The organism is Flavobacterium sp. B183, assembly GCF_023539155.1.
Lineage (GTDB): Bacteria > Bacteroidota > Bacteroidia > Flavobacteriales > Flavobacteriaceae > Flavobacterium > Flavobacterium tructae.
In genome coordinates, this window is the sequence record NZ_CP097434.1 from 2686905 (window position 1) to 2708668 (window position 21764).

The 21764-nt window shown below is 34.7% G+C and carries 15 protein-coding genes; 13 read left to right on the top strand and 2 right to left on the bottom strand.

Going from position 1 to position 21764, the window contains the following annotated elements:
- The first annotated feature begins 19 nt into the window (after nucleotides 1-19).
- Nucleotides 20-412 (top strand): FdtA/QdtA family cupin domain-containing protein, encoded by a 393-nt coding sequence (locus M4I44_RS11445; protein ID WP_070906986.1) that lies wholly within the window; start codon nucleotides 20-22, stop codon nucleotides 410-412.
- On the top strand, nucleotides 409-1500 hold the full coding sequence (locus tag M4I44_RS11450; RefSeq protein ID WP_249967379.1) for a glycosyltransferase family 4 protein: 1092 nt from the start codon (nucleotides 409-411) through the stop codon (nucleotides 1498-1500). Before M4I44_RS11445 ends, M4I44_RS11450 begins: the two co-directional genes overlap by 4 nt.
- Here the strand turns inward: M4I44_RS11450 and M4I44_RS11455 are convergent.
- Together M4I44_RS11455 and M4I44_RS11460 are read right to left on the bottom strand one after the other, a co-directional pair.
- Nucleotides 1497-2378: a glycosyltransferase family 2 protein gene (locus M4I44_RS11455; RefSeq protein ID WP_249967380.1), complete on the bottom strand. Its 882-nt coding sequence runs from the start codon at nucleotides 2376-2378 to the stop codon at nucleotides 1497-1499. The two genes, M4I44_RS11450 and M4I44_RS11455, sit on opposite strands and share 4 nt — an antisense overlap.
- Entirely contained in the window at nucleotides 2378-3061 is a 684-nt protein-coding gene (locus M4I44_RS11460) for a cell division ATP-binding protein FtsE (protein WP_026109865.1), read from the bottom strand. Before M4I44_RS11460 ends, M4I44_RS11455 begins: the two co-directional genes overlap by 1 nt.
- Nucleotides 3062-3424: 363 nt before the next feature.
- Between M4I44_RS11460 and M4I44_RS11465 the strand changes: the two genes are divergently transcribed.
- From M4I44_RS11465 to mdh, 11 genes are all read left to right on the top strand, one after another.
- Complete coding sequence (locus M4I44_RS11465; protein WP_249967381.1) at nucleotides 3425-6439, top strand: tetratricopeptide repeat protein; 3015 nt, start codon at nucleotides 3425-3427, stop codon at nucleotides 6437-6439.
- A gap of 107 nt (nucleotides 6440-6546) precedes the next feature.
- On the top strand, nucleotides 6547-7410 hold the full coding sequence (locus M4I44_RS11470) for a PhzF family phenazine biosynthesis protein (protein WP_249967382.1): 864 nt from the start codon (nucleotides 6547-6549) through the stop codon (nucleotides 7408-7410).
- Between the two features lie 127 nt (nucleotides 7411-7537).
- On the top strand, nucleotides 7538-9289 hold the full coding sequence (locus tag M4I44_RS11475) for a TonB-dependent receptor (protein WP_249967383.1): 1752 nt from the start codon (nucleotides 7538-7540) through the stop codon (nucleotides 9287-9289).
- Between the two features lie 180 nt (nucleotides 9290-9469).
- Entirely contained in the window at nucleotides 9470-10000 is a 531-nt protein-coding gene (locus M4I44_RS11480; RefSeq protein ID WP_249967384.1) for a GNAT family N-acetyltransferase, read from the top strand.
- 85 nt (nucleotides 10001-10085) lie between these two features.
- Nucleotides 10086-10433: an SH3 domain-containing protein gene (locus tag M4I44_RS11485; RefSeq protein WP_017495362.1), complete on the top strand. Its 348-nt coding sequence runs from the start codon at nucleotides 10086-10088 to the stop codon at nucleotides 10431-10433.
- 72 nt (nucleotides 10434-10505) lie between these two features.
- On the top strand, nucleotides 10506-10955 hold the full coding sequence (locus M4I44_RS11490) for a hypothetical protein (protein ID WP_017495361.1): 450 nt from the start codon (nucleotides 10506-10508) through the stop codon (nucleotides 10953-10955).
- A gap of 782 nt (nucleotides 10956-11737) precedes the next feature.
- Nucleotides 11738-13414, top strand: coding sequence for an asparagine synthase B (asnB, locus tag M4I44_RS11495; RefSeq protein ID WP_070906979.1), 1677 nt, complete (start codon nucleotides 11738-11740; stop codon nucleotides 13412-13414).
- A 313-nt stretch (nucleotides 13415-13727) separates the two neighbouring features.
- Nucleotides 13728-15344, top strand: coding sequence for an asparagine synthase B (gene asnB, locus M4I44_RS11500; protein WP_017495358.1), 1617 nt, complete (start codon nucleotides 13728-13730; stop codon nucleotides 15342-15344).
- A 316-nt stretch (nucleotides 15345-15660) separates the two neighbouring features.
- Nucleotides 15661-18396 (top strand): pitrilysin family protein, encoded by a 2736-nt coding sequence (locus M4I44_RS11505; protein WP_249967385.1) that lies wholly within the window; start codon nucleotides 15661-15663, stop codon nucleotides 18394-18396.
- A 353-nt stretch (nucleotides 18397-18749) separates the two neighbouring features.
- On the top strand, nucleotides 18750-20690 hold the full coding sequence (gene gyrB, locus M4I44_RS11510; RefSeq protein WP_017495356.1) for a DNA topoisomerase (ATP-hydrolyzing) subunit B: 1941 nt from the start codon (nucleotides 18750-18752) through the stop codon (nucleotides 20688-20690).
- Between the two features lie 109 nt (nucleotides 20691-20799).
- Complete coding sequence (gene mdh, locus M4I44_RS11515) at nucleotides 20800-21735, top strand: malate dehydrogenase (RefSeq protein ID WP_017495355.1); 936 nt, start codon at nucleotides 20800-20802, stop codon at nucleotides 21733-21735.
- Nucleotides 21736-21764 lie beyond the last annotated feature (29 nt).

Below are 21764 nucleotides of genomic sequence, written 5' to 3' on the forward strand. Positions count from 1 at the left end.
TAAAGCTGATAGTACAAGTATGGATATAGTAATGATTGATTTTCCAAAAATTGAAAATATCTTAGGTAATATTGCGGTAATTGAAAAGAATACAATTCCGTTCGCGATTAAAAGAGTTTATTATTTATACGATATTCCAAGTTCTTCTAAAAGGGGAGGTCATTCCCATAAAAAGCTGCAGCAAATTTTAATTGCAATTTCAGGAAGTTTCGACGTAGTCTTAAAAGATGGGGAAACTGAAAAAACAGTACTTTTAAATAAGCCGGATAAAGGTTTGTTGATTACGAATAATATATGGCGTGAGCTCGAAAATTTTTCGTCTGGAGCAGTATGCTTAGTTTTAGCTTCGGAATTTTTTGAAGAAGATGATTACATAAGGAATTACGATGATTTTTTGATATCAAAGAAATGAAACTACTCTACATTACTCAAAGAGCAAACGAAGAAGGAGGGGTACAAAGAGTACTTGCGGTAAAAACTAATTATTTGATTGAAAAATTTGATTATGAAGTTAGTATCATTACTCAAAATGAAGGGAATGAAAATCTTTTTTTTGAGTTTAATAAGCGAATTGATTTTTACGATATATCTTTAAAAAGTAATAAAGCATTTAACCTGTTACAATATAAAAAAAAATTAGAAGAGTATATAAAAAGAATACAGCCCGATTGTATTATAGTTTGTGATTTTGCCTTAAAATCATTTTCAATACCATTACTCATAAACACAAAAGTCCCTATTTTTTTTGAGGCACATGGTTCCAGGTTTAATGAATACAGGAGTAATAGTCCTTTTAGATTTATAAGCAAGTTTAAATATGAGTACCGAAATTTCTGTGCTTCTCAATTTATGCTTTTTATAGCATTATCACAAGAAAGTTTGAGTGAATGGTCTGTTAAAAACAGTCATGTAATTTCTAATCCGTTATGGATCGAAAGGGAATCCTTTTCAGATCTAAAAGCAAAAAAAGTTATCGCCGTCGCAAGACATTCGCATGAAAAGGGAATTGACAGATTACTTCAGATATGGAAATTAATTGCACAAAAGCATCCGGATTGGATATTAGAAATTTATGGCAAAGAAAATGAAGCTTTAGAATTGCGAAATTTAGCAAGAAAGTTAAAAATTGAAGAGCGTGTAGTTTTTTGTAATCCGGTTGAAAATATTCAACAAAAGTACACAGAATCATCAATATTTGTAATGACTTCCAGAAATGAAGCACTACCAATGGTATTGATTGAAGCGATGGCTTGTGGCTTGCCTTGCGTAGCGTATGATTGCCCGGTTGGACCAAAGGCAATTATAGAAAATAATAAAAATGGATTTCTTATAGAAGACGGCAATCAGGGCTCTTATGTTGAAAAGTTAAGCCTTTTGATAGAAGATAAAGACTTACGATTGAGAATGAGTGAGAAAGCAATAAAAAGTGTAGAAAAGTATAATTTACATTCTATTATGAAACAGTGGAATGAATTATTTGACTCAATTGTAAAAGCTTAATTTATACTACAATAATACCCTAATCGATAAAGATCAAAAAGAAAAAGAGAAGGATTTTTACCCAAAAGCTGTTTTTTGAATAAAGGTTTTAAGATTTTAAAGGCAAAAGAAACTAAAAATTGAAGACGGAACTTTTTTAAGATTTGAAAATAATGAGAAAGTTTTACATAATCTTTAGAAATTAAATCTGAATCTACTAGATTTTTTAATCCTAAAACGGCTTCTTCTGATTTTATCAAAAAAGTGCTACTGTTTTCAATTCCTAAATGATAAACCGGATTTTCAATATGAACAATGTCAATTTCATTTTGCATTAAATCGTATGAAAACAATGTGTCCTCGTGTCTGAGATTTGGAATGCTTTCGTTAAAATTGACTTTAGAAAAGATACTTTTCTGAATTAAAAAGTTTAGAGTCAAGAAAGAAAGATGCACATTTTTTTCTCGATCAAAAACACTTAAGGCCTCCCTTTTTGCGCCATAAATCCATCGTAGAAGTTTTTCTTTGGAAGGCTTTGATTTTTCATATAAAATACCGCCATAAATAATTTTCTCACGATTATCTATTTTTGAAATATAGTTCAAAAGAAAATTCTCATGAACAGGAAATGTATCAGCATCGAGAAACAGTAAATTTTGATAAGCAGCTTTTTCTGCTAACAAGTTTCGGATAGCACTCCTCCCAATGTTTTTCTCTAGTATAACAAATGAACCATTGTGAAATTGATTAATTTGTTGATTTTCATTTGTAAAAAGATTTGAGGCATCGTCCAGACAAATAATTTCAAAAGAGATATTTAACTCCATGGCTTGTTCATGAAGTTTTTTAACTAAGGAAACAACATCATAATTATAAACCGGAATTAAAATAGAAAGCACTATACGCTGCGTTGCACCACTTCAAAAATTCTTTCGTCTTCACATTTTAGGGTTTTAGACGGGAATTTCATCAGTAAAGCATAATCGTGGGTTACCATGATCACTGTTTTACCGTTGGCATTGATTTTTTTAAGTACTTCAAGAACCTCTGAGCTGGTTTGCGGATCAAGATTTCCGGTTGGCTCATCGGCTAAGATAAATTCAGGATCGTTTAGTAAGGCTCTTGCAATGGCGACACGCTGCTGTTCACCTCCTGAAAGTTGATGTGGCATTTTGTTTAGGAACTCTTTCATGCCTACCTTATCCAGAACTTCATCGATTTTATGTTCCATGGCTTCTTTTTCAGACCAGCCGGTGGCTTTTAAAACAAAAAGCATATTGTCTTTTACAGAACGGTCCGGAAGTAACTTAAAATCCTGAAACACAATTCCGATTTTACGTCTCAAATAAGGAATTTCACTTTCTTTTAAAGTCGCCAAATCAAATTCAACGATATGTCCTTCACCCTCAGTTAAAGGCAAATCACCATAAAGCGTTTTCATGAAACTACTCTTTCCGGAACCTGTTTTTCCAATGATATAGATAAATTCACCATGTTGAACATCTAAATTAATGTGAGATAAAATTTTCTTTCCTTCCTGATATATAGTGACTTCTTTAAGAGACAGTACGGTTTGCGACATAATAAAATTAATTTGAATGGTAAAAGTAATAAGATAACGCTTGGATTCAAAATAAATTTTAATCATTTCTGTGAGGAATTTCAAAAAAAAGGCCACAGATTAATGAATTAGAATGATTTTATTCCTTTTGCTAAAGTCAATTTTTCAATCTGTGAGAAGGGGTGAAATCTGTGTCAAACATAACAGAATCGTTATTTTAATTGTAAAACAGAAAAATATTTCTGTAAAGTTTGAGAACCAATCTTTTGGCGTTTACTATAGGGTTTAATAATTACGATTAAAATATTTATTCATAATAAATTCAAGGAACGTTTCGTTATAAACGGTATAAAATGATACATTTGAATACTAAATATAATTAAAATGCGTAAACTTTCCTGGTTCTTTTTACTCCCAATTATCCTTTTCTCAACCATAGTTTCGGCACAAAAATCAGCTATTTATACTTACGACTTAAAGGATTTTGACAAAGCACTGGCTTTATACAATGACAAACAATATGCTTCGGCTCAACTTATTTTCGAATATGTAAAAAATAATGCAACAACTGAGGAAGTTCAATCTGATTGTGCTTATTATATCGCCAATTGTGCCATTCGAACGAATAAAGTAAATGCTGATGCTCTGATGGAGAAATTTGTACACGATTATCCGACAAGTACAAAACAAAATCAGGCGTATATTGAAGTGGCTCAGTATTTTTTTGAGCAGGGAAATTACCCGAAAGCGTTGCAATGGTTTGATAAAGTAGATGAAAGTTACATGAGTAAATCAGACTCGGATAAATTTAATTTTCAAAAAGGATACAGTTATTTCACTGCTAAAAAGAAAAAGGAAGCAACTACTTATTTTAACAAAGTGGTAAATTCTCCCGATTTTGGTTCTCAAGCCAAGTATTATTTGGGATTTATGGCGTATGAAGGTGATGATTATAAAGAAGCAACAAAATATTTTGATGAAGTTTCAGGCGAAGAAAAGTACAAAGAAAAGCTTTCGTATTATCAGGCCGACATGAATTTTAAGTTGGGGAGTTTCCAAAAAGCAATCGATTTAGGGCAAAAAGCCATGAGTAAATCCAATGATTTGGAAAAGTCAGAACTGAACAAAATTATTGGAGAAAGTTATTTCAATTTAAAGCAATATGGTAAAGCGATTCCGTTTTTAGAGCAATACGCGGGTAAAAAAGGGAAGTGGAATAATACCGATTTTTATCAATTGGGATATGCGTATTACGAACAAAAAGAGTATGAAAAAGCAATTTCCCAATTCAATAAAATTATTGAAGGAAAAGATTTTGTCGCTCAAAATGCCTATTATCATTTAGGTTTAGCGTATTTAAATACAGGTAAAAAACAGGAAGCTTTAAATGCGTTTAAAAATGCTTCTGAAATGGATTTCAATGCGCAAATTCAGGAAGACGCAGCATTAAATTATGCAAAATTGAGTTATGAAATTGGGAATGCCTATCAAACAGTACCGGGAATTTTGCTCGATTTTTTAAAGAAATATCCAAATAATTCAAGCAGATCTGAGGTAGAAAAATTATTGGTTGATTCTTATATTTCTTCTAAAAACTACAAAGAAGCACTTTCGTTATTAGAAAAAAATAGGTCGGCAGAGAATAAAGCGGCTTATCAAAAAGTGCTTTTCTACCGAGGTGTAGAATTGTACAATGAATCTAATTATCCCGAAGCAGGGAAAATGTTCAAAAATGCTGTCAGCGAACAAAAGACTCCTGAATTTACAGCCCGTGCGACTTTTTGGAAAGCCGAAACGGAATATATGACCGATGATTTTCAGAATGCTTTACTAAGCTACAAGCAATTTGCAGGATTAGCTGCGGCAAAAACTACTAATGAGTATAAAAACATCAATTATAATATTGGTTATGCTTATTTTAAACAAAAAGAATACGATCAGGCAGGGAATTCTTTTCAGGCACAAATTGACAATTCGAAAGAAGATAAAGTACGTTTAAACGATTCGTATTTGCGTTTGGGCGATTGCCGATTTGTGAGTTCAAAGTACAGTGCGGCAAATGAAGCGTACTCGAAAGCTATTGAAGCAAAAGGCGTTGACGCCGATTATGCACAGTTTCAGAAAGCAATTTCTTACGGGTTTATGTCTAAAAATGATAAAAAAGCCGAGGAGTTGAGCCATTTCCTTCAAATGTATAAAAAGTCGTCTTATCGCGATGATGCTTTATACGAATTAGGGAACACTTATGTTGCGGAGAAAAAGAACGATCAGGCACTTAAAACTTACGATCAGCTGATTTCAGAATTTAAAAACGGTTCGTTTACCTCGAAAGCCATTTTAAAACAAGGATTGATTTATTACAATTCAGATCGCGATGATCAGGCTTTGGTGAAGTTTAAAAAAGTAGCAGCAGAGTTTCCTAAAACTCCCGAAGCTTTAGAAGCCGTTTCGACAGCCAGATTGATTTATGTCGACTCAGGAAAGGTAGATGAATATGCGACCTGGGTACGTACCTTAGATTTTGTTGCGGTTACTGATGCCGAGCTGGATAATGATACTTATGATGCGGCTTTCAAACAATATAGTCAGAACAACAGTAAGCAAGCCATAACTGGTTTTACAGGTTATGTGAGCAAATTTCCGAAAGGAATGCATGCGCTGGAAGCTAACTTTTATTTAGCACAATTGTATTTTGCCGAAGGGTCGGAAACAAAATCAGTGGCAAATTATCAGTATGTGACTGATCAGCCAAGAAGTGAATTTACGGAGCAATCGTTGAGCAGACTTGCACAGATTTTTCTGAAAGCAAAAGATTGTGATCTATCGATTCCGGTTTTAGTACGTTTAGAAAACGAAGCTGATTTTCCTCAGAATAAAAACTTTGCACAGGCGAACCTGATGAAATGTTATTACGACAAAAAAGATTACGACAATGCTGTAGTGTATGCTGATAAAGTATTGCAAAACGCAAAAGCCGATGCAAATGTAAAGGCCGATGCACAAATTATCGTGGCACGTGCGGCAATGCAAACCGGAAACGAAGACAAGGCCAAAACGGCCTATGCTAAATTATCGGCAACTTCGAAAGGAGAATTAGCAGCGGAAGCCTTGTATTATGATGCTTATTTTAAAACCAAAGAAGGAAAATTTGATGCGTCTAATGTTTCAGTACAAAAGCTGGCTAAAAACTATTCGGCTTACAAATATTACGGAGCGAAAAGTTTGGTGCTAATGGCAAAGAATTTTTACGGATTAAAAGACAGTTATCAGGCAACTTATATTTTAGACAACGTCATTAACAATTTTACCGATTATCCGGATGTTGTTGAAGAAGCTAAGAAAGAGTTAAGTGCGATAAAACTGGAAGAGTCGAAAACAAATTCGTCGATCACGAAGTAAGTGTTTTAAAGAGAATAGAGAATAGATTCAAGAGTAAAGATGCAAGAATATAGAATAGAAGTCTTGTATCTTGACTCTTTCATCTAAATAAAAAAAAGAAATAGTTTATGAGTTTACCATTTTATATAGTTGATGTTTTTGCCGATAAAAAATATACCGGAAATCAGTTAGCCGTTTTTACGGAAGCAGAGAATCTAAGTACTGAAGAAATGCAGCAGATGGCACGCGAGATTAATTTTGCAGAAAGCACATTTATAACAAAGCTTGACAGAGAAAAAAACAAAGCAGAGATCAGAATATTTACTCCTGCTCATGAAATGCAGTTTGCAGGACATCCTATAATTGGAACTTCATGGGTTTTAATCAACAAAATATTTGATAATTCCCCAGAGAATATCACATTAGAATTTCCTATTGGACCAATTCCGATTCATCAGTCTGAAGATTTAATTTGGTTAAAAGCAGCACAGCCTAAGTTTTGGGATATTTATGCAAAGGAAGACTTCACCTTATTCAGCAATCTGAAAAAAGAAGATTTTGAGAATCAATTCCCAATTCAGGAAGTAACGACTGGAAGTGCTTTTGTGATGGTTGGACTGAGCAATAAAAGAGCATTGGAAAATTTGGTTTTAGATAAAGAGAAAGTAGATGAATGGATGAAAAACAACTGTAAAACAGCTCACAGAGCCTTGTATTTTTATTATCTGGAAGACTCAAAATTGTTTAGCAGAATGTTGTGTATCGAGCACAATCAATTGGTTGAAGATGCAGCAACCGGAAGCGCAAGTACTTGTTTACAGGCTTTTCTTTTGAAATATCATTTGCCTCAATTTGAAATGATCAATTATCAGGGAGATTATATCAATCGTCCGTCTCAAATTTATTTTAAAGGGCAATTGACTGAGAGTCAATTTGATATCAAAATAGGAGGTAAAGCTCAGTTTGTCGCAAAAGGAGAGTGGGAAGTTTAAGAGTAAAGAGTAAAGAGTAAAGAGAATAGAATAAAGAAGGTAGAATTATAGAGTAAAAAGAAAATTTAGAAAAGGAGGGAAGTCGATACTCTTTATTCTATTCTCTTTCCTCTCAAAAAAAAGATATATGAAAATTAATTGCCAGAATAAAATCATCATCTTACTAGTAATGTTTGTTGTCCAGCTTTCGTTTTCGCAAAAGAAGAATGAAACAATCGGTACAGAAACTGTAAACGTAGTAAAGCCCTATTCGCCAACGATTTCAGATGCTTTCAAAGTAAAGGAAACTCCTTCGCTTGACGATAGCGGTAATCAGCCCAAAGAAACGATAAAGTACAGTATTTTATCTGTTCCTGTAGCCTCTACATTTACGCCTTCAAAAGGAAAAGCGGAAGGTGTTGAGAAATCTAAAAAAGAAAAATTATTTAACAATTATGCTACGTTAGGAGTAGGGAATTACGGAACTTTAAACGCTGAATTGTTTGTCAATCAGGATTTAGGAAACAACGATTATGTGGCGGGTATGTTTCGTCACCATTCTTCTCAGGGAGGAATTAAAGGTGTAGAATTAAACGATGAGTTTTATGATACAGCATTGAATGTAGGATATGGGGTAAACAATCGTGATATGTCATGGAATGTCGATCTGGGCTATCAGAATCAATTGTACAACTGGTACGGTTTACCGGCTGATTTTGGGTCAACTTTAGCGGGACAGATGCGTGATGATTTAATAAGAGGAATTAATCCAAATCATTCGTACAATACCATTTCTTTAGGAGGTAACGTAGCTTTTACTGAAGGTGTTTTTAGTAAGATTTCGACAAAGTTTACGCATTTTTCAGATAGTTTTTCGTCATCAGAAAACCGTTTTTATGTAAAACCTTCTTTTAAGGTAGATATAATGGACCAGGCTATCAATACCAATATTATTGTAGATCATGTAAGCGGATCTTTCGAACATAATTATGCGTATGATAATACAAAGCCTTTGAAATACAGTCTGACTAATTTTGGAATTGAACCAAGCTTTGTAATGTTAGAAAATGATTGGACACTGGAGTTGGGAGCAGGCTTGTTTTATGGCTTGGATTCTGAAAACAGCGGAAACAAATTTTATATTTATCCAAAAGTAAATGCTTCCTATAAGCTGGTAGGAGATTTGATGATTTTTTATACAGGAGTAAATGGAGGTTTGAATCAAAATTCCTATGCTGATTTTGTGACTGAAAATCCGTTTTTATCTCCAACACTTTTAGTGAAACCGACCAACAATCAATATACTGTTTTTGCAGGTTTAAAAGGAAAGTTGGCCAACAACGTTAGTTACAATCTTACTGGTTCTTATTTGAATGAAAAAGATAAGGCACTATACAGAAGTAACGATTACACAGAAGATTTTTCTAATCAAAATTATGGCTTTGGAAACTCTTTTGGAGTGATTTATGATGATATCAGAACCTTCCGTTTTTATGGGGAATTAAAAGCTGATTTTTCTCAAAATGTTTCTTTCGGAATTAATGGAACCTTCAACAGTTACAAATATGACGGTATAGAAGCGTGGAATTTGCCTTCTATGAAATTGAGTTCTAATCTGGATGTAAATATCACCAAACAATGGTATGCGGGACTGAATGTTTTCTTTGTGGGAGAACGAAAAGACATGCAGTCGAATGTAAACTTAGGAACCGATCCGGTAATTACAACACTAAAAAGCTATTTTGATGCCAATGCTCATCTGGGGTATAAATACAACGAGCGTTTGACCTGTTTCCTGAAATTGAATAATATAGGGAATCAAGCCTATGAAAAATGGCTGAATTACCCGGTACAAGGATTTCAGGTAGTAGTTGGAGCAAACTACAAATTCGATTTTTAAGTTTTTTTTAACCGCAAAGCACGCAAAAGTTTTTTATTTTGCGTTACGCAGATAAAATACAAAGTTCGCAAAGCTATTTCAACATAAAGCTTTGCGAATTTTGTTTTTGCTAAGCGCGATTCATGATAAAAACTTTTGCGTGCTTTGCGGTTAGATAAACAGATATTTAAAATAATTAAGATGAAAATTAAACTCAGACAAGAAAATGAAAAGGACCACAAAAGTGTTTTTGACTTAATTGAAAAAGCTTTTGAAAAAGAAGAATACAGCGATCATAAAGAACAGTTTTTGGTTGAAAGGTTAAGAAAATCAGCTGCTTTTATTCCGGAATTATCTATTGTTGCCGAAGTAGAGAATGAAATCGCAGGGCATATTTTATTGACGAAATTAGAAATTAAAAACGATACAGAATCTTTTGAATCTTTGGCATTGGCTCCCGTTTCAGTGTTACCAAAATTTCAAGGAAAGGGAATTGGTTCGAAACTTATCGTGCGCGCTCATGAAGTCGCGAAAGAATTAGGATATAAATCAGTGATCTTATTAGGACATCCCGATTATTATCCGAGATTTGGTTATGAACTTTGTGAAAAATACAATATCGAAATGCCTTTCGATGTTCCGGCAGAAAATTGCTTGGTGATTCCTTTAACCGAAAATGGATTGTCAGGAGTAAACGGAAAAGTAGTTTATCCATCGGCTTTCTTTGAATAAAAAATAAAACAAAGAGAAAAAAACTTTGCACCTTAGAACCTCAGTACCTCCAAAAAAAAACTCATTTCATTAAAAGAGCTGTATAATGACAGAAGTATTTAAAATTCTTGAAACCTATAAAACACAATATGAAAATCCTATTACTCTCGATAAGGGTGAGATTGTAAAATTAGGAGAAGAGGAAACAGAAGAAAAGTGGAAAGGGTGGATTTGGGCAGATAACGGAATTAATGGAGGCTGGGTACCCATTCAAATACTTGAAATTTCTGAGGATAATAAGGAGGCTAAAGTTTTAGAATATTACACTGCAAAAGAACTCGACGTTGACAAAGACGATGAGATTCTAAAAATTAAGAGTTTGAACGGCTGGACTTGGGTAAGAAAAATTATAAATAATGATGAAGGATGGATTCCTGATGAAATAATAGGTTAAGCGTATTTTTTTTTCATTTCTAATTTTAACCTTTGCACCTTTGCAACTCAGAACCTCAGTACCTCAAAAAAAATGACTTTCAAACAAAAAATACATACACATTACCAGCAAATGGTCCAGGATCGAATTGATGTTTTTAGAGACATGATTTCGGCTCTGACCGAAGATTCTAAAAACGATGCCAAAGGTTCTGCCGGAGACAAACATGAAACTGCTTTGTCTATGATGCATATAGAACAGGAAAAACTCACCAATAAACTGAAAGAAGCCATTGCCCAAAAAGCAGTCTTAGACAAAATTGATGCTTCAAAAACAACCGAAAATATCATTTCGGGGAGTTTGGTAAAAGCCAACGGAATCTTTTTGTATGTAAGTGTAGCACTTCCTAAAATTAATATTGAAGGTACAAATGTTATTGCACTTTCACCTCAATCTCCTTTGGGAGCACACTTGATGGGAAATCAAGCGGGGTTTACTTTTGAAATTAACAGCACAAAATATTTAATTCAGGAAGTTAATTAAATGGATTATTTGAGTTTAATATGCAGCTTCTCTCTATTTGGAGCTGCTTTTGCTTATTATAAACTTCACAAGCTTTGGTTAAAGGATGCAATTGAAAAAAAGGATCAATATAAATTTCAAATTAATTTTCAGTCTTTCAAAAATTGGACGATAATAGTAATGATGGCTATTGGTGGATTAGTTTATTTTTTCAAAGCTTTACCTTAGTGTTTCTTTTTAGACTTTTTTAAATTTAATTGTGTCGTTCCTCCAGAACTTTGTTTTGTTGATTATTTTTTTTCAACGGATTAAAATCCGTTGTTACAATATATGTAAAGATCAAGTCTTTTATATACAAGTTCCGGAGGAACGGTTTATCTTGTAGCAACGGATTTTAATCCGTTGAAGAGGCATGAATACCAATCAATAAGTTCCTTAGGAACGATCAATATAAAGTTTATCAATCTTCAGATAATTTCTCCCTAAACTTCGGGATTGATTGAAATAATAATTTCAGAACAGTATTTATTCTTCTCTTTGAGAATCTGTTAATGATTCTGATATTTGCTGTGATTTAATTTAAATATTTCTCTGTTAGTTTGCTTTTTTTTCTTTTATGAAGCTCAAAATTGAAATTTTTAAGTTTGAGGCTTTTTTAAATGCTTAAAATTTATGTTTTGTATGTAAAAATCGATTTTTGATTTTAAATTGTAATTAAAAATAACTTATGTGTTTTTCAATTGTAACTGATATCGCATCTTTGCTTCATCAAATTAAAATTTTAAAATTAAAAATATATAGTTATGTGTGGAATCGTATGCGCCTTTGATCTAAAGCAAAAAGCTGAGACTTTAAGACCTCAGGTTTTGGAAATGTCTAAAATTATCCGTCACCGCGGACCGGATTGGAGCGGAATATATAGTAATGATAAAGCAATTTTATCACACGAGCGTTTGGCGATTGTAGATCCGGCCTCAGGAAAACAGCCATTATTTACCGAAGATAAAAAACTGGTTTTGGCTGCAAACGGTGAAATTTATAACCACAGAGAATTACGTAAACAATTTCAGGGAAAATACAACTTTCAGACCGAAAGTGACTGTGAAGTAATCTTAGCACTTTACAGAGAAAAAGGACCTCATTTTGTAGATGAAATGAATGGAATCTTTGGATTTGCAATCTATGATGTAGAGAAAGATGAATATTTTATAGCTCGTGATCACATGGGAATTATTCCATTGTACATTGGTTGGGACCAGCACGGAACGTTCTATGTTGCTTCTGAATTAAAAGCCTTAGAGGGGTACTGTACAAAAATCCAACTGTTTCCTCCGGGACATTATATGACCAGTAAAGATGGCGAATTTGTACAATGGTACAAAAGAGACTGGACAGAATATGAAGCTGTAAAAGATAATGAAACCAGTATTCCTGAAATCAAAAAAGCACTTGAAGCAGCAGTTCACAGACAATTAATGAGTGATGTTCCTTACGGAGTTTTACTTTCAGGAGGTTTAGATTCGTCTATTACTTCGGCTGTAGCCAAAAAGTTTGCACAAAAACGTATCGAGTCAGATGATACGACTGATGCATGGTATCCGCAATTGCACTCTTTTTCAGTTGGTTTAGAAGGATCACCTGATTTAGCAGCAGCGCAGGTGGTTGCAAAACACATCGGAACCATTCATCATGAAATTAAATTTACTATTCAGGAAGGATTGGACGCTGTTCGTGACGTGATTTACAACTTAGAAACTTATGACGTAACAACTGTCAGAGCCTCGACACCCATGTGGTTAATGGCGAGAGTGATCAAATCAATGGGAATCAAAATGGTATTGTCAGGAGAAGGAGCAGACGAGTTGTTCGGAGGGTATTTGTATTTCCATAAAGCCCCAAACGCGAGAGAATTCCACGAAGAAAACGTTCGTAAATTAGGTAAATTACACATGTACGATTGTTTACGTGCCAATAAGAGTTTAGCAGCCTGGGGAATTGAAGGACGTGTTCCGTTTTTGGATAAAGAATTTATGGATGTTGCCATGAGAATCAACCCACAGGATAAAATGATCAACAAAGAGCATCCAATGGAAAAATGGGTAGTTCGTAAAGCATTTGAAGATATGTTGCCTGAAAGTGTTGCCTGGAGACAAAAAGAACAATTTTCAGACGGTGTAGGATACAGCTGGATTGATACTTTGAAAGAAGTGGTAGCCCAAGAAGTTTCAGACGAACAACTGGCCAATGCAAAGTATAAATTCCCATTGCAGACACCAACATCTAAAGAAGAATATTACTATCGTTCTATTTTTGCAGAACATTTTCCAAGTGATGCCGCTGCATTATGCGTACCTCAGGAAGCAAGTGTAGCGTGTAGTACAAAAATTGCTTTAGAATGGGATGAGGCTTTCAAAAATATGAATGATCCTTCAGGAAGAGCTGTAGCCAGTGTGCACGATGATGCATACGCTAAAGCATAAAAAGTATTTTTAGAATTAGTATATATATTTTCGAAAGACGTTCTCAGTACTGGGAACGTTTTTCTTGTCTTAGGATGTTAAATGGTATTATTTCAGTTAGTTAAAAGTTTTTTTAAGCAATGATCTGATTTTACTTTTTTATATTTGGCATTTGCCGAAAAAAAATGGTAAGAACTAAAAATGTAGCTGAATAAGTACATAAAATTCAGAAATAATATTTAGCTTAGCCAAACATTAGAAAAATATTAAATATTGGATTAACGTATTTAATATCCAAAAAAAATAAAGAGAATAATAAAAAATAAAGAACAGTATGTCTGGATTATTAGCTGTTATAGGTAAAGGTAAAGACCCGCAACTCGTAAAAGAGCTTTCTGCAAGAATGTCGCATCGCGGTCCTGATGAAAGTGATTTGCATATTATGGAAAATGGCAGTATTATTTGCCATGAAAGTTTGTCGATTATTGATTTAAAATCAGGTAAGCAGCCTATTCAGGGAACTAATAAGGCCTGGATGGTGCATGATGGAGAGATTTACAATTATCAGGAACTAAAAGATACAGTCTTAAAAGAGCATAGCTTCAGAACAAAATCAGATTCAGAAGTTATCGTGCATTTGTACGAAGAATTTGGGCATAAGTTTTGTCATATGCTGGATGGTGATTTTGCTTTTGTAATTGTTGACGGAGATAATTACATAGCAGCCAGAGATGCAGTTGGTGTAAAACCATTGTATTATGGACTGGATGAGAGAGGGAGAATTTATTTTTCATCAGAAATGAAGTCCATTTCAGATCAGTGCAAATCCTTTTCAACTTTTCCTCCGGGGCACTATTATACAGGTAAAACCGGTTTTGTAAAATACTACAATCCCGAATATGAAGACCACTCCAAAGCCAATCAAAAATTAGATTTAGATTTAATTCGTAATACTTTAATTGAAGCAACCCGTAAACGTTTAATGAGTGAAGTTCCTGTGGGAGTATTACTTTCAGGAGGATTAGACTCTTCATTAACGTCAGCAATTGCTGCGCGATTATTGAAAGAAAACGGAGAAAAACTGCATTCGTTTTCTATCGGATTAGATGCTGATGCACCAGATAATAAAGCAGCAAGATCTGCGGCAGCATTTTTAGGGACAGAACATCATGAAATCTATTTTACAGTTGAAGAAGGAATCGAGGTTTTAGAAAAAGTAATCTATCATATTGAAACTTATGATATCATCTCGGTGCGATCAGGAGTGCCATTGTATTTGTTGTCAAAGGTAATTGCCGATAAAGGAATTAAAGTAATTCTTTCCGGTGAAGGTGCCGATGAGGTTTTTGGAGGTCATTTGTATTTTAGAAATGCACCATCAGCAGAGGAATTTCAGGACGAAACTATCGAAAGAGTACAAAAATTGTTTACTGCTGATTTACTGCGTGCCGATAAAATACCAATGGCACATGGACTAGAAGCGAGAATTCCGTTTTTGGACAAAGAATTTTTAGAGGCGTCAATCCGAATTAAAACCATAGAAAAACAACCAAAAACCTACGATGGAATTGAAAAATACATTTTAAGAAAAGCTTTTGATACACCAGACGATCCTTATTTGCCAGAGGAAGTTTTATGGAGACAAAAAGAACAGTTTTCGGATGGAGTGGGATACAACTGGGTAGATGAATTGATTGAATTCTGCGCCGCACAGGTTTCAGACGAACAGCTTGCAGGAGCAAGTGTAGAATTTCCATATAATTCACCGACAACTAAGGAAGCTTATCTGTACAGATCAATTTTTCATAAATTCTACCCACAAGTTAGTTCAGCACAAACCGTTAGAAAATGGATACCGAAATGGCAGGAAAATCAAGATCCAAGCGGAAGAGCCAATGCAGCGCACGTTAAAGCAGGTGTTGAAGCTTCGAAAGCAGGAATTATTGCTTAAAATAGGCAAGGAGTGTTGCTTCTTAATAGAGGGAACAAAATCATTATTGAAAATAAGTTTTAAAAAAAATCCGGAGAGACATGTCAAATGTAGTTCCGGATTTTTTTTTTATGATTTGAAAGAAGGAAAACTTCTAGTTGCCAAAACCTAAAACCAAAACTTAAATTCCAAAACCTGAAACCTGAAACCTGAAACTTGGAAATTAAGATTTGAATCCTTGAACATTTCTAAAAACTAAGTTAATTGTCGCTCACCGTGTTTAGGAAAAATATTATATTTGGTTACCATTAATAACTAACCATTTTAAACTTTATCTATGAGAAACTTATTGCTTAGTAGTGTTTTGTGCTGCTCGCTAGCTTCGTTAAGTCCGGTGTCCGCACAAAAAACTGACGTGCCAAAATATATTAAAAATGTCGAAGGAGTAAAAGAATATTCCCTGAATAACGGATTGAAAGTGCTCTTGATTCCGGATGCTTCCCAAAGTAATATGGTGGTAAATATTGTCTACAATGTTGGCTCCAGAAACGAAGGTTACGGAGAAAAAGGAATGGCTCACTTGTTAGAGCACATGCTTTTTAAGAGTACCAAAAACTTAGGAGATATTAAAAAAATGCTTTCTGAAAAAGGAGGTGCTGCTAATGGTACAACTTGGCTGGATCGTACCAATTATTATGAAGTTTTTCCATCGAATGATGAAAATCTGAAATGGAGTATTGAAATGGAAGCAGACCGAATGATCAATGCGACTATTTTACAAACCGATTTGGATAAAGAATTTTCTGTAGTTAGAAATGAGTTCGAAATAGGAGAAAACAACCCTGACGGTGTTTTACAGGAAAGAATACTTTCTTCGGCCTATTTGTGGCACAATTACGGAAAAAGTACCATTGGAAGTAAAGAAGATATTGAACGTGTAAAAGCAAACAGATTAAGAGTTTTCTATGAAAAATATTATCAGCCGGATAATTCAACCTTGATAATTGCCGGAAAATTTGATGAGAAAAAAGCATTGCAGTATGTAGGTCAATATTTTGGAAGCATTGCAAAACCTAAAAGAGTTTTGGATAAAACGTATACGATAGAGCCGGCGCAGGATGGTGAAAAGTTTGTGGAGCTGAAAAGAGCCGGTGACAGCAAAAATATCGGGGCATTGTACCATACCGCAGCCTATGCAGATAAAGACTATGCAGCCATTGATGCTCTGGGGGAAATTTTAACAGCCGATCCATCTGGTTATTTGTACAAATCACTGGTAGAAACTCAAAAGATTTCCAGTATTTATTATTGGCAGCCAACCACCAGAGATGCCAGTTTTGTGTATTTTGGAGTAGCTGTTCCTAACGATAAAGATGTTGTAGCAACAAAAGAACTGGTAAGAGCTGAACTGGATAAGATTGGATCAACTAAATACACGGATGAAGATGTAAGCAGAGCTAAAGCTAAAATTATCAAGCAAATTGAAGGGGTTAAAAATAACACCATTTCTTTTGCTATAAATCTTACCGAAATTATAGGTGCAGGTGATTACAGATTAGGTTTCCTGTATAGAGATGCAATCGAAAAACTTACAAAAGAGGACATACAAAGAGTTGCTGAAAAGTATTTTAAAAGTAACAACAGAACTGTGGGAGTATTTATTCCTTCAAAAGACGAACAAAGAGTTAAGCCAGTCGAATATACTGACGAGCAATTAGCAGCTTTTACTAAAGATTACAAAGGAAAAGCACTTGAAAAAGAAACAGCTCCGTTTGAAGCTTCTATTAAAAATCTGAAACAAAATTTTGTTGAAGGAAAGTTAAGTAATGGCGCTAAGTATGGCTTGATTAAAAAAGAAATTAAAGGAGGAAAAGTTCAGGCAGCGTTTAAATTTCCGGTAAGTAATGAAAAGGATTTATCCGGAAAATCAGATGTTGGGGCTATTTTGGCTCAATTGTTAAAGACCGGAACAACTACCCGTACAAAAGAACAAATTAGTGATCGTTTAGACCTTCTGAAATCAAGTTTGTCATTTGGTTTTTCAGGACAAACATTAACGGTGAATGTTAGTACCTATAAAGAAAGTTTTAAGGAAGTAATGGAGATTTTAGGAGATTTATTGACTAATGCTACTTTTCCGCAAAATGAGTTAACCAAAACAATCAGTGAATATAATACCTACTTAGAATCGAGTTTAAATGATCCTAATTCTCTGGCATTTATCGAAGTTTCAAGACAAACCTCTAAATATCCAAAAGAGAGTATTTTCTACACTGCGACTGTTCAGGAACAAATTGATGCTTACAAAAAGATAAAACAGCCGGAACTTATTGATTTCTATAAAAACATTTTAGGAGGAAATAATGGAGTAGGGACTGTAGTGGGAGATTTAGAAGCGAAATCTACAGCTCAGATTTTAGAGAGTACTTTTGGTAAATGGAATTCCAAATCAAAATATGAAAGAGCAATGCCGACTTATTTTGAAACACAGAAAGCCGATAAAGAGTATATTACTCCTGATAAAGAAAATGCAGTTGCTGTGGGTAAAATCAGCTTTAAAATGACTCAGAAAGATGCTGATTATCCTGCTTTTGTGATGGCCAATGAAATGTTAGGAAGCGGAGGTTTTCTAAGCGCAAGAATACCGATGCGATTGAGAGAGAAAGAAGGAATCAGCTACGGAGCAGGGTCGTTCGTAAATGTACCCATCACCAATGATGTTTCGTATTGGGCTTATTATGCATTTTTAAATCCAACGAAGAAAAATGCCGTTGAGATTGCTGCAAAAGAAGAAATTGCAAAAGCATTAAAAGATGGCTTCACAGCAGAAGAGTTAAAATCAAATCTTGTGAGCTGGCTTAATGAAAGAAAAACACGATTGGGAGATGACGGAACTTTAATGGATTTGACCAATGTTTATCTGCAATACGGAGTTCCTTTGGAAGATTATGATACGCTTGAAGCTAAAGTTAAAGCCTTGAAAATCGAAGAGGTAAACGCGGTTGCGAAAAAGTACTTAAGTTTAGATAAAATGACTTCTGTTTATGTTGGAGATTTTAATAAAAAACAATAAAGTTTAGAAAAATTCATTTTAAAAATCCAAATTCCAATTTCAGGGAGTTTTAAAATCATAAAAACCGAAATGCATTTTAGAATGTTATTTCGGTTTTTTTATACGGTTTAAAAAATAGGCGTTTTGCAATTTAGACTTTATAAAATCAATTGATTTTTTACTGCATTCTAAAATTTTGTAATTTGTAATTTAAGAAAATTGGAATTTAAGTGTTCTTTTAGGCATATTTTTAGGTTTTTCAGACAATTGTGTTGATAACTTAAGTGCTTTAAATCGGAATTTTAGGGATATATAATTTGCGTTTTTATATATTTGCGTGTTAGACAATAAATACATTTTTTAGAATAAATTATATGAGCGAAGAAATCAAGAAGAACAATTATTCAGCAGATAGTATTCAGGCATTAGAAGGAATGGAGCACGTAAGAATGCGTCCATCGATGTATATTGGAGATGTGGGAGTTCGAGGGCTTCATCATTTGGTTTATGAAGTTGTAGATAACTCTATTGATGAGGCGATGGGAGGACATTGTGATACCATTGGTGTTGCAATAAACGAAGACGGGTCAGTAACAGTTGAGGATAATGGTCGTGGTATTCCGGTTGATTTACATAAAAAAGAAGGCGTTTCGGCACTTGAAGTTGTAATGACTAAAATTGGAGCCGGAGGTAAATTTGATAAAGATTCTTATAAGGTTTCCGGAGGTTTGCACGGAGTAGGGGTGTCGGTTGTAAATGCTCTTTCTGTTCACATGAAATCTACCGTTTTTAGAGAAGGAAAAATCTACGAACAAGAGTACGAAAGAGGTAAATCGTTATATCCGGTAAAACAAATAGGAGAAACAGAAAAAAGAGGTACACGTCAGACTTTTTACCCTGATAATACCATTTTTACACAAACTACAGAGTTCTCTTATGATACGTTATCCGCTCGTATGCGCGAGCTATCTTTTCTGAACAAAGGAATTACAATCACTTTTACAGATAAAAGAGAAGTAAATGAAAAAGGAGAATTCAGAAGCGAAGTTTTTCATTCTACAGAAGGACTAAAAGAGTATATTCGTTATTTAGACGGTAACCGCGAGCCAATTGTTTCGCATGTAATCAGTATGGATCACGATAAAGGAGAAATTCCGGTTGAAGTGGCGCTGATTTACAATACAAGTTATACAGAAAATATTTTCTCTTACGTAAATAACATCAATACACACGAAGGAGGAACGCATTTACAAGGTTTTAGAAGTGGTTTAACAAGAACCCTTAAAAAATATGCTGATGCATCCGGAATGTTGGATAAATTGAAATTCGAAATTGCGGGAGATGATTTCCGTGAGGGATTAACTGCTATTATCTCGGTAAAAGTTGCAGAGCCTCAATTCGAAGGTCAGACCAAAACAAAGCTAGGAAACAGAGAAGTAGTTTCTCCGGTTTCTCAGGCTGTTGGAGAGATGTTAGAGAATTATCTGGAAGAAAATCCAAACGATGCCAGAGTCATTATTCAAAAAGTAATTTTGGCTGCTCAGGCACGTCACGCGGCTAAGAAAGCCCGTGAAATGGTACAGCGTAAAACCGTTATGGGCGGTGGTGGATTACCGGGAAAACTTTCAGATTGTTCAGAGCAGGATCCTGCAAGATGTGAGGTTTACCTTGTCGAGGGAGACTCGGCGGGTGGAACTGCTAAACAAGGTCGTGACAGAAACTTTCAGGCAATTTTACCTTTACGTGGTAAGATTTTGAATGTGGAGAAAGCGATGCACCATAAAGTATTCGAAAACGAAGAGATTCGAAATATCTTTACTGCTTTAGGGGTAACAGTCGGTACCGCAGAAGATAGTAAAGCTTTAAATATTGAAAAATTAAGATACCACAAGGTAATCATCATGTGTGATGCGGATGTCGATGGTAGTCACATCTCTACCTTAATATTAACGTTCTTCTTCCGTTTCATGAAAGAACTGATCGAAGAAGGTCACGTTTATATCGCTGCACCGCCTTTGTACTTAGTTAAAAAAGGAAACAAGAAAGAATATGCGTGGAATGATGTTCAGCGTGATCAGGCCAACGAGAGAATGGGTGGAAGCGCCGCAATTCAGCGTTATAAAGGTCTTGGAGAGATGAACGCGGAGCAATTGTGGGAAACAACAATGGATCCGAACTTCAGAACTCTGCGTCAGGTAACCATTGATAGTTTGGCTGAAGCTGACAGAGTTTTCTCTATGTTAATGGGAGATGAAGTTCCGCCGCGTAGAGAATTTATCGAGAAAAATGCAGTTTACGCTAATATCGATGCGTAATAAATTTTAATCATCAATTCGTTTAATTGTTTAAATTTACTTAAACGATTAAACGAATTGTCGATTTATCAAACAAACAAATTAATTAATAACCGATAAAGTATAAAATATGAAAGTTACCATTGTAGGAGCAGGAAATGTTGGAGCTACCTGTGCAGATGTTATTTCTTATAGAGGAATTGCAAGCGAAGTAGTGTTGTTGGATATTAAAGAAGGTTTTGCCGAAGGGAAAGCGTTGGATATTATGCAATGTGCCACAAATACAGGTTTTAATACCAAAGTATCTGGGGTGACCAATGATTATTCTAAAACTGCTGGAAGTGATGTAGTAGTTATTACATCTGGAATTCCAAGAAAACCAGGAATGACCCGTGAAGAATTAATAGGTATAAATGCAGGAATTGTAAAAACAGTTGCCGAAAACGTACTGAAATATTCTCCGGACACTATAATAGTTGTAGTTTCTAATCCAATGGATACGATGACGTATTTGGCATTGAAATCGACCGGAGTACCAAAAAACAGAATTATTGGTATGGGTGGAGCGTTAGACAGTTCTCGTTTCAGAACCTATCTTTCATTAGCTTTAGATAAACCGGCAAACGATATCTCGGCAATGGTTATTGGAGGGCATGGTGATACTACTATGATTCCATTAACCCGTCTGGCCTCTTATAACGGAATTCCGGTAACTGAATTTCTTTCAGAAGAAGTATTGCAAAAAGTAGCTGCTGATACTATGGTGGGTGGAGCAACACTTACAGGTCTTTTGGGGACTTCTGCATGGTATGCACCAGGAGCTTCTGTAGCTTATCTGGTAGATAGTATTCTGAATGATCAGAAAAAAATGATCGCCTGCTCTGTTTTTGTTGAAGGAGAGTATGGACAAAATGATATCTGTATAGGTGTACCTTGTATAATTGGTAAAAACGGAGTGGAAGAAATATTAGACATTCAGTTAAACGATCATGAAAAAGCCTTATTTGCGAAAAGTGCAGATGCGGTGAGAAGCATGAATGACGCTTTAAAATCGATTTTAGTATAACGAATTTCGTAAAAAGAGGAAAAGGCTGC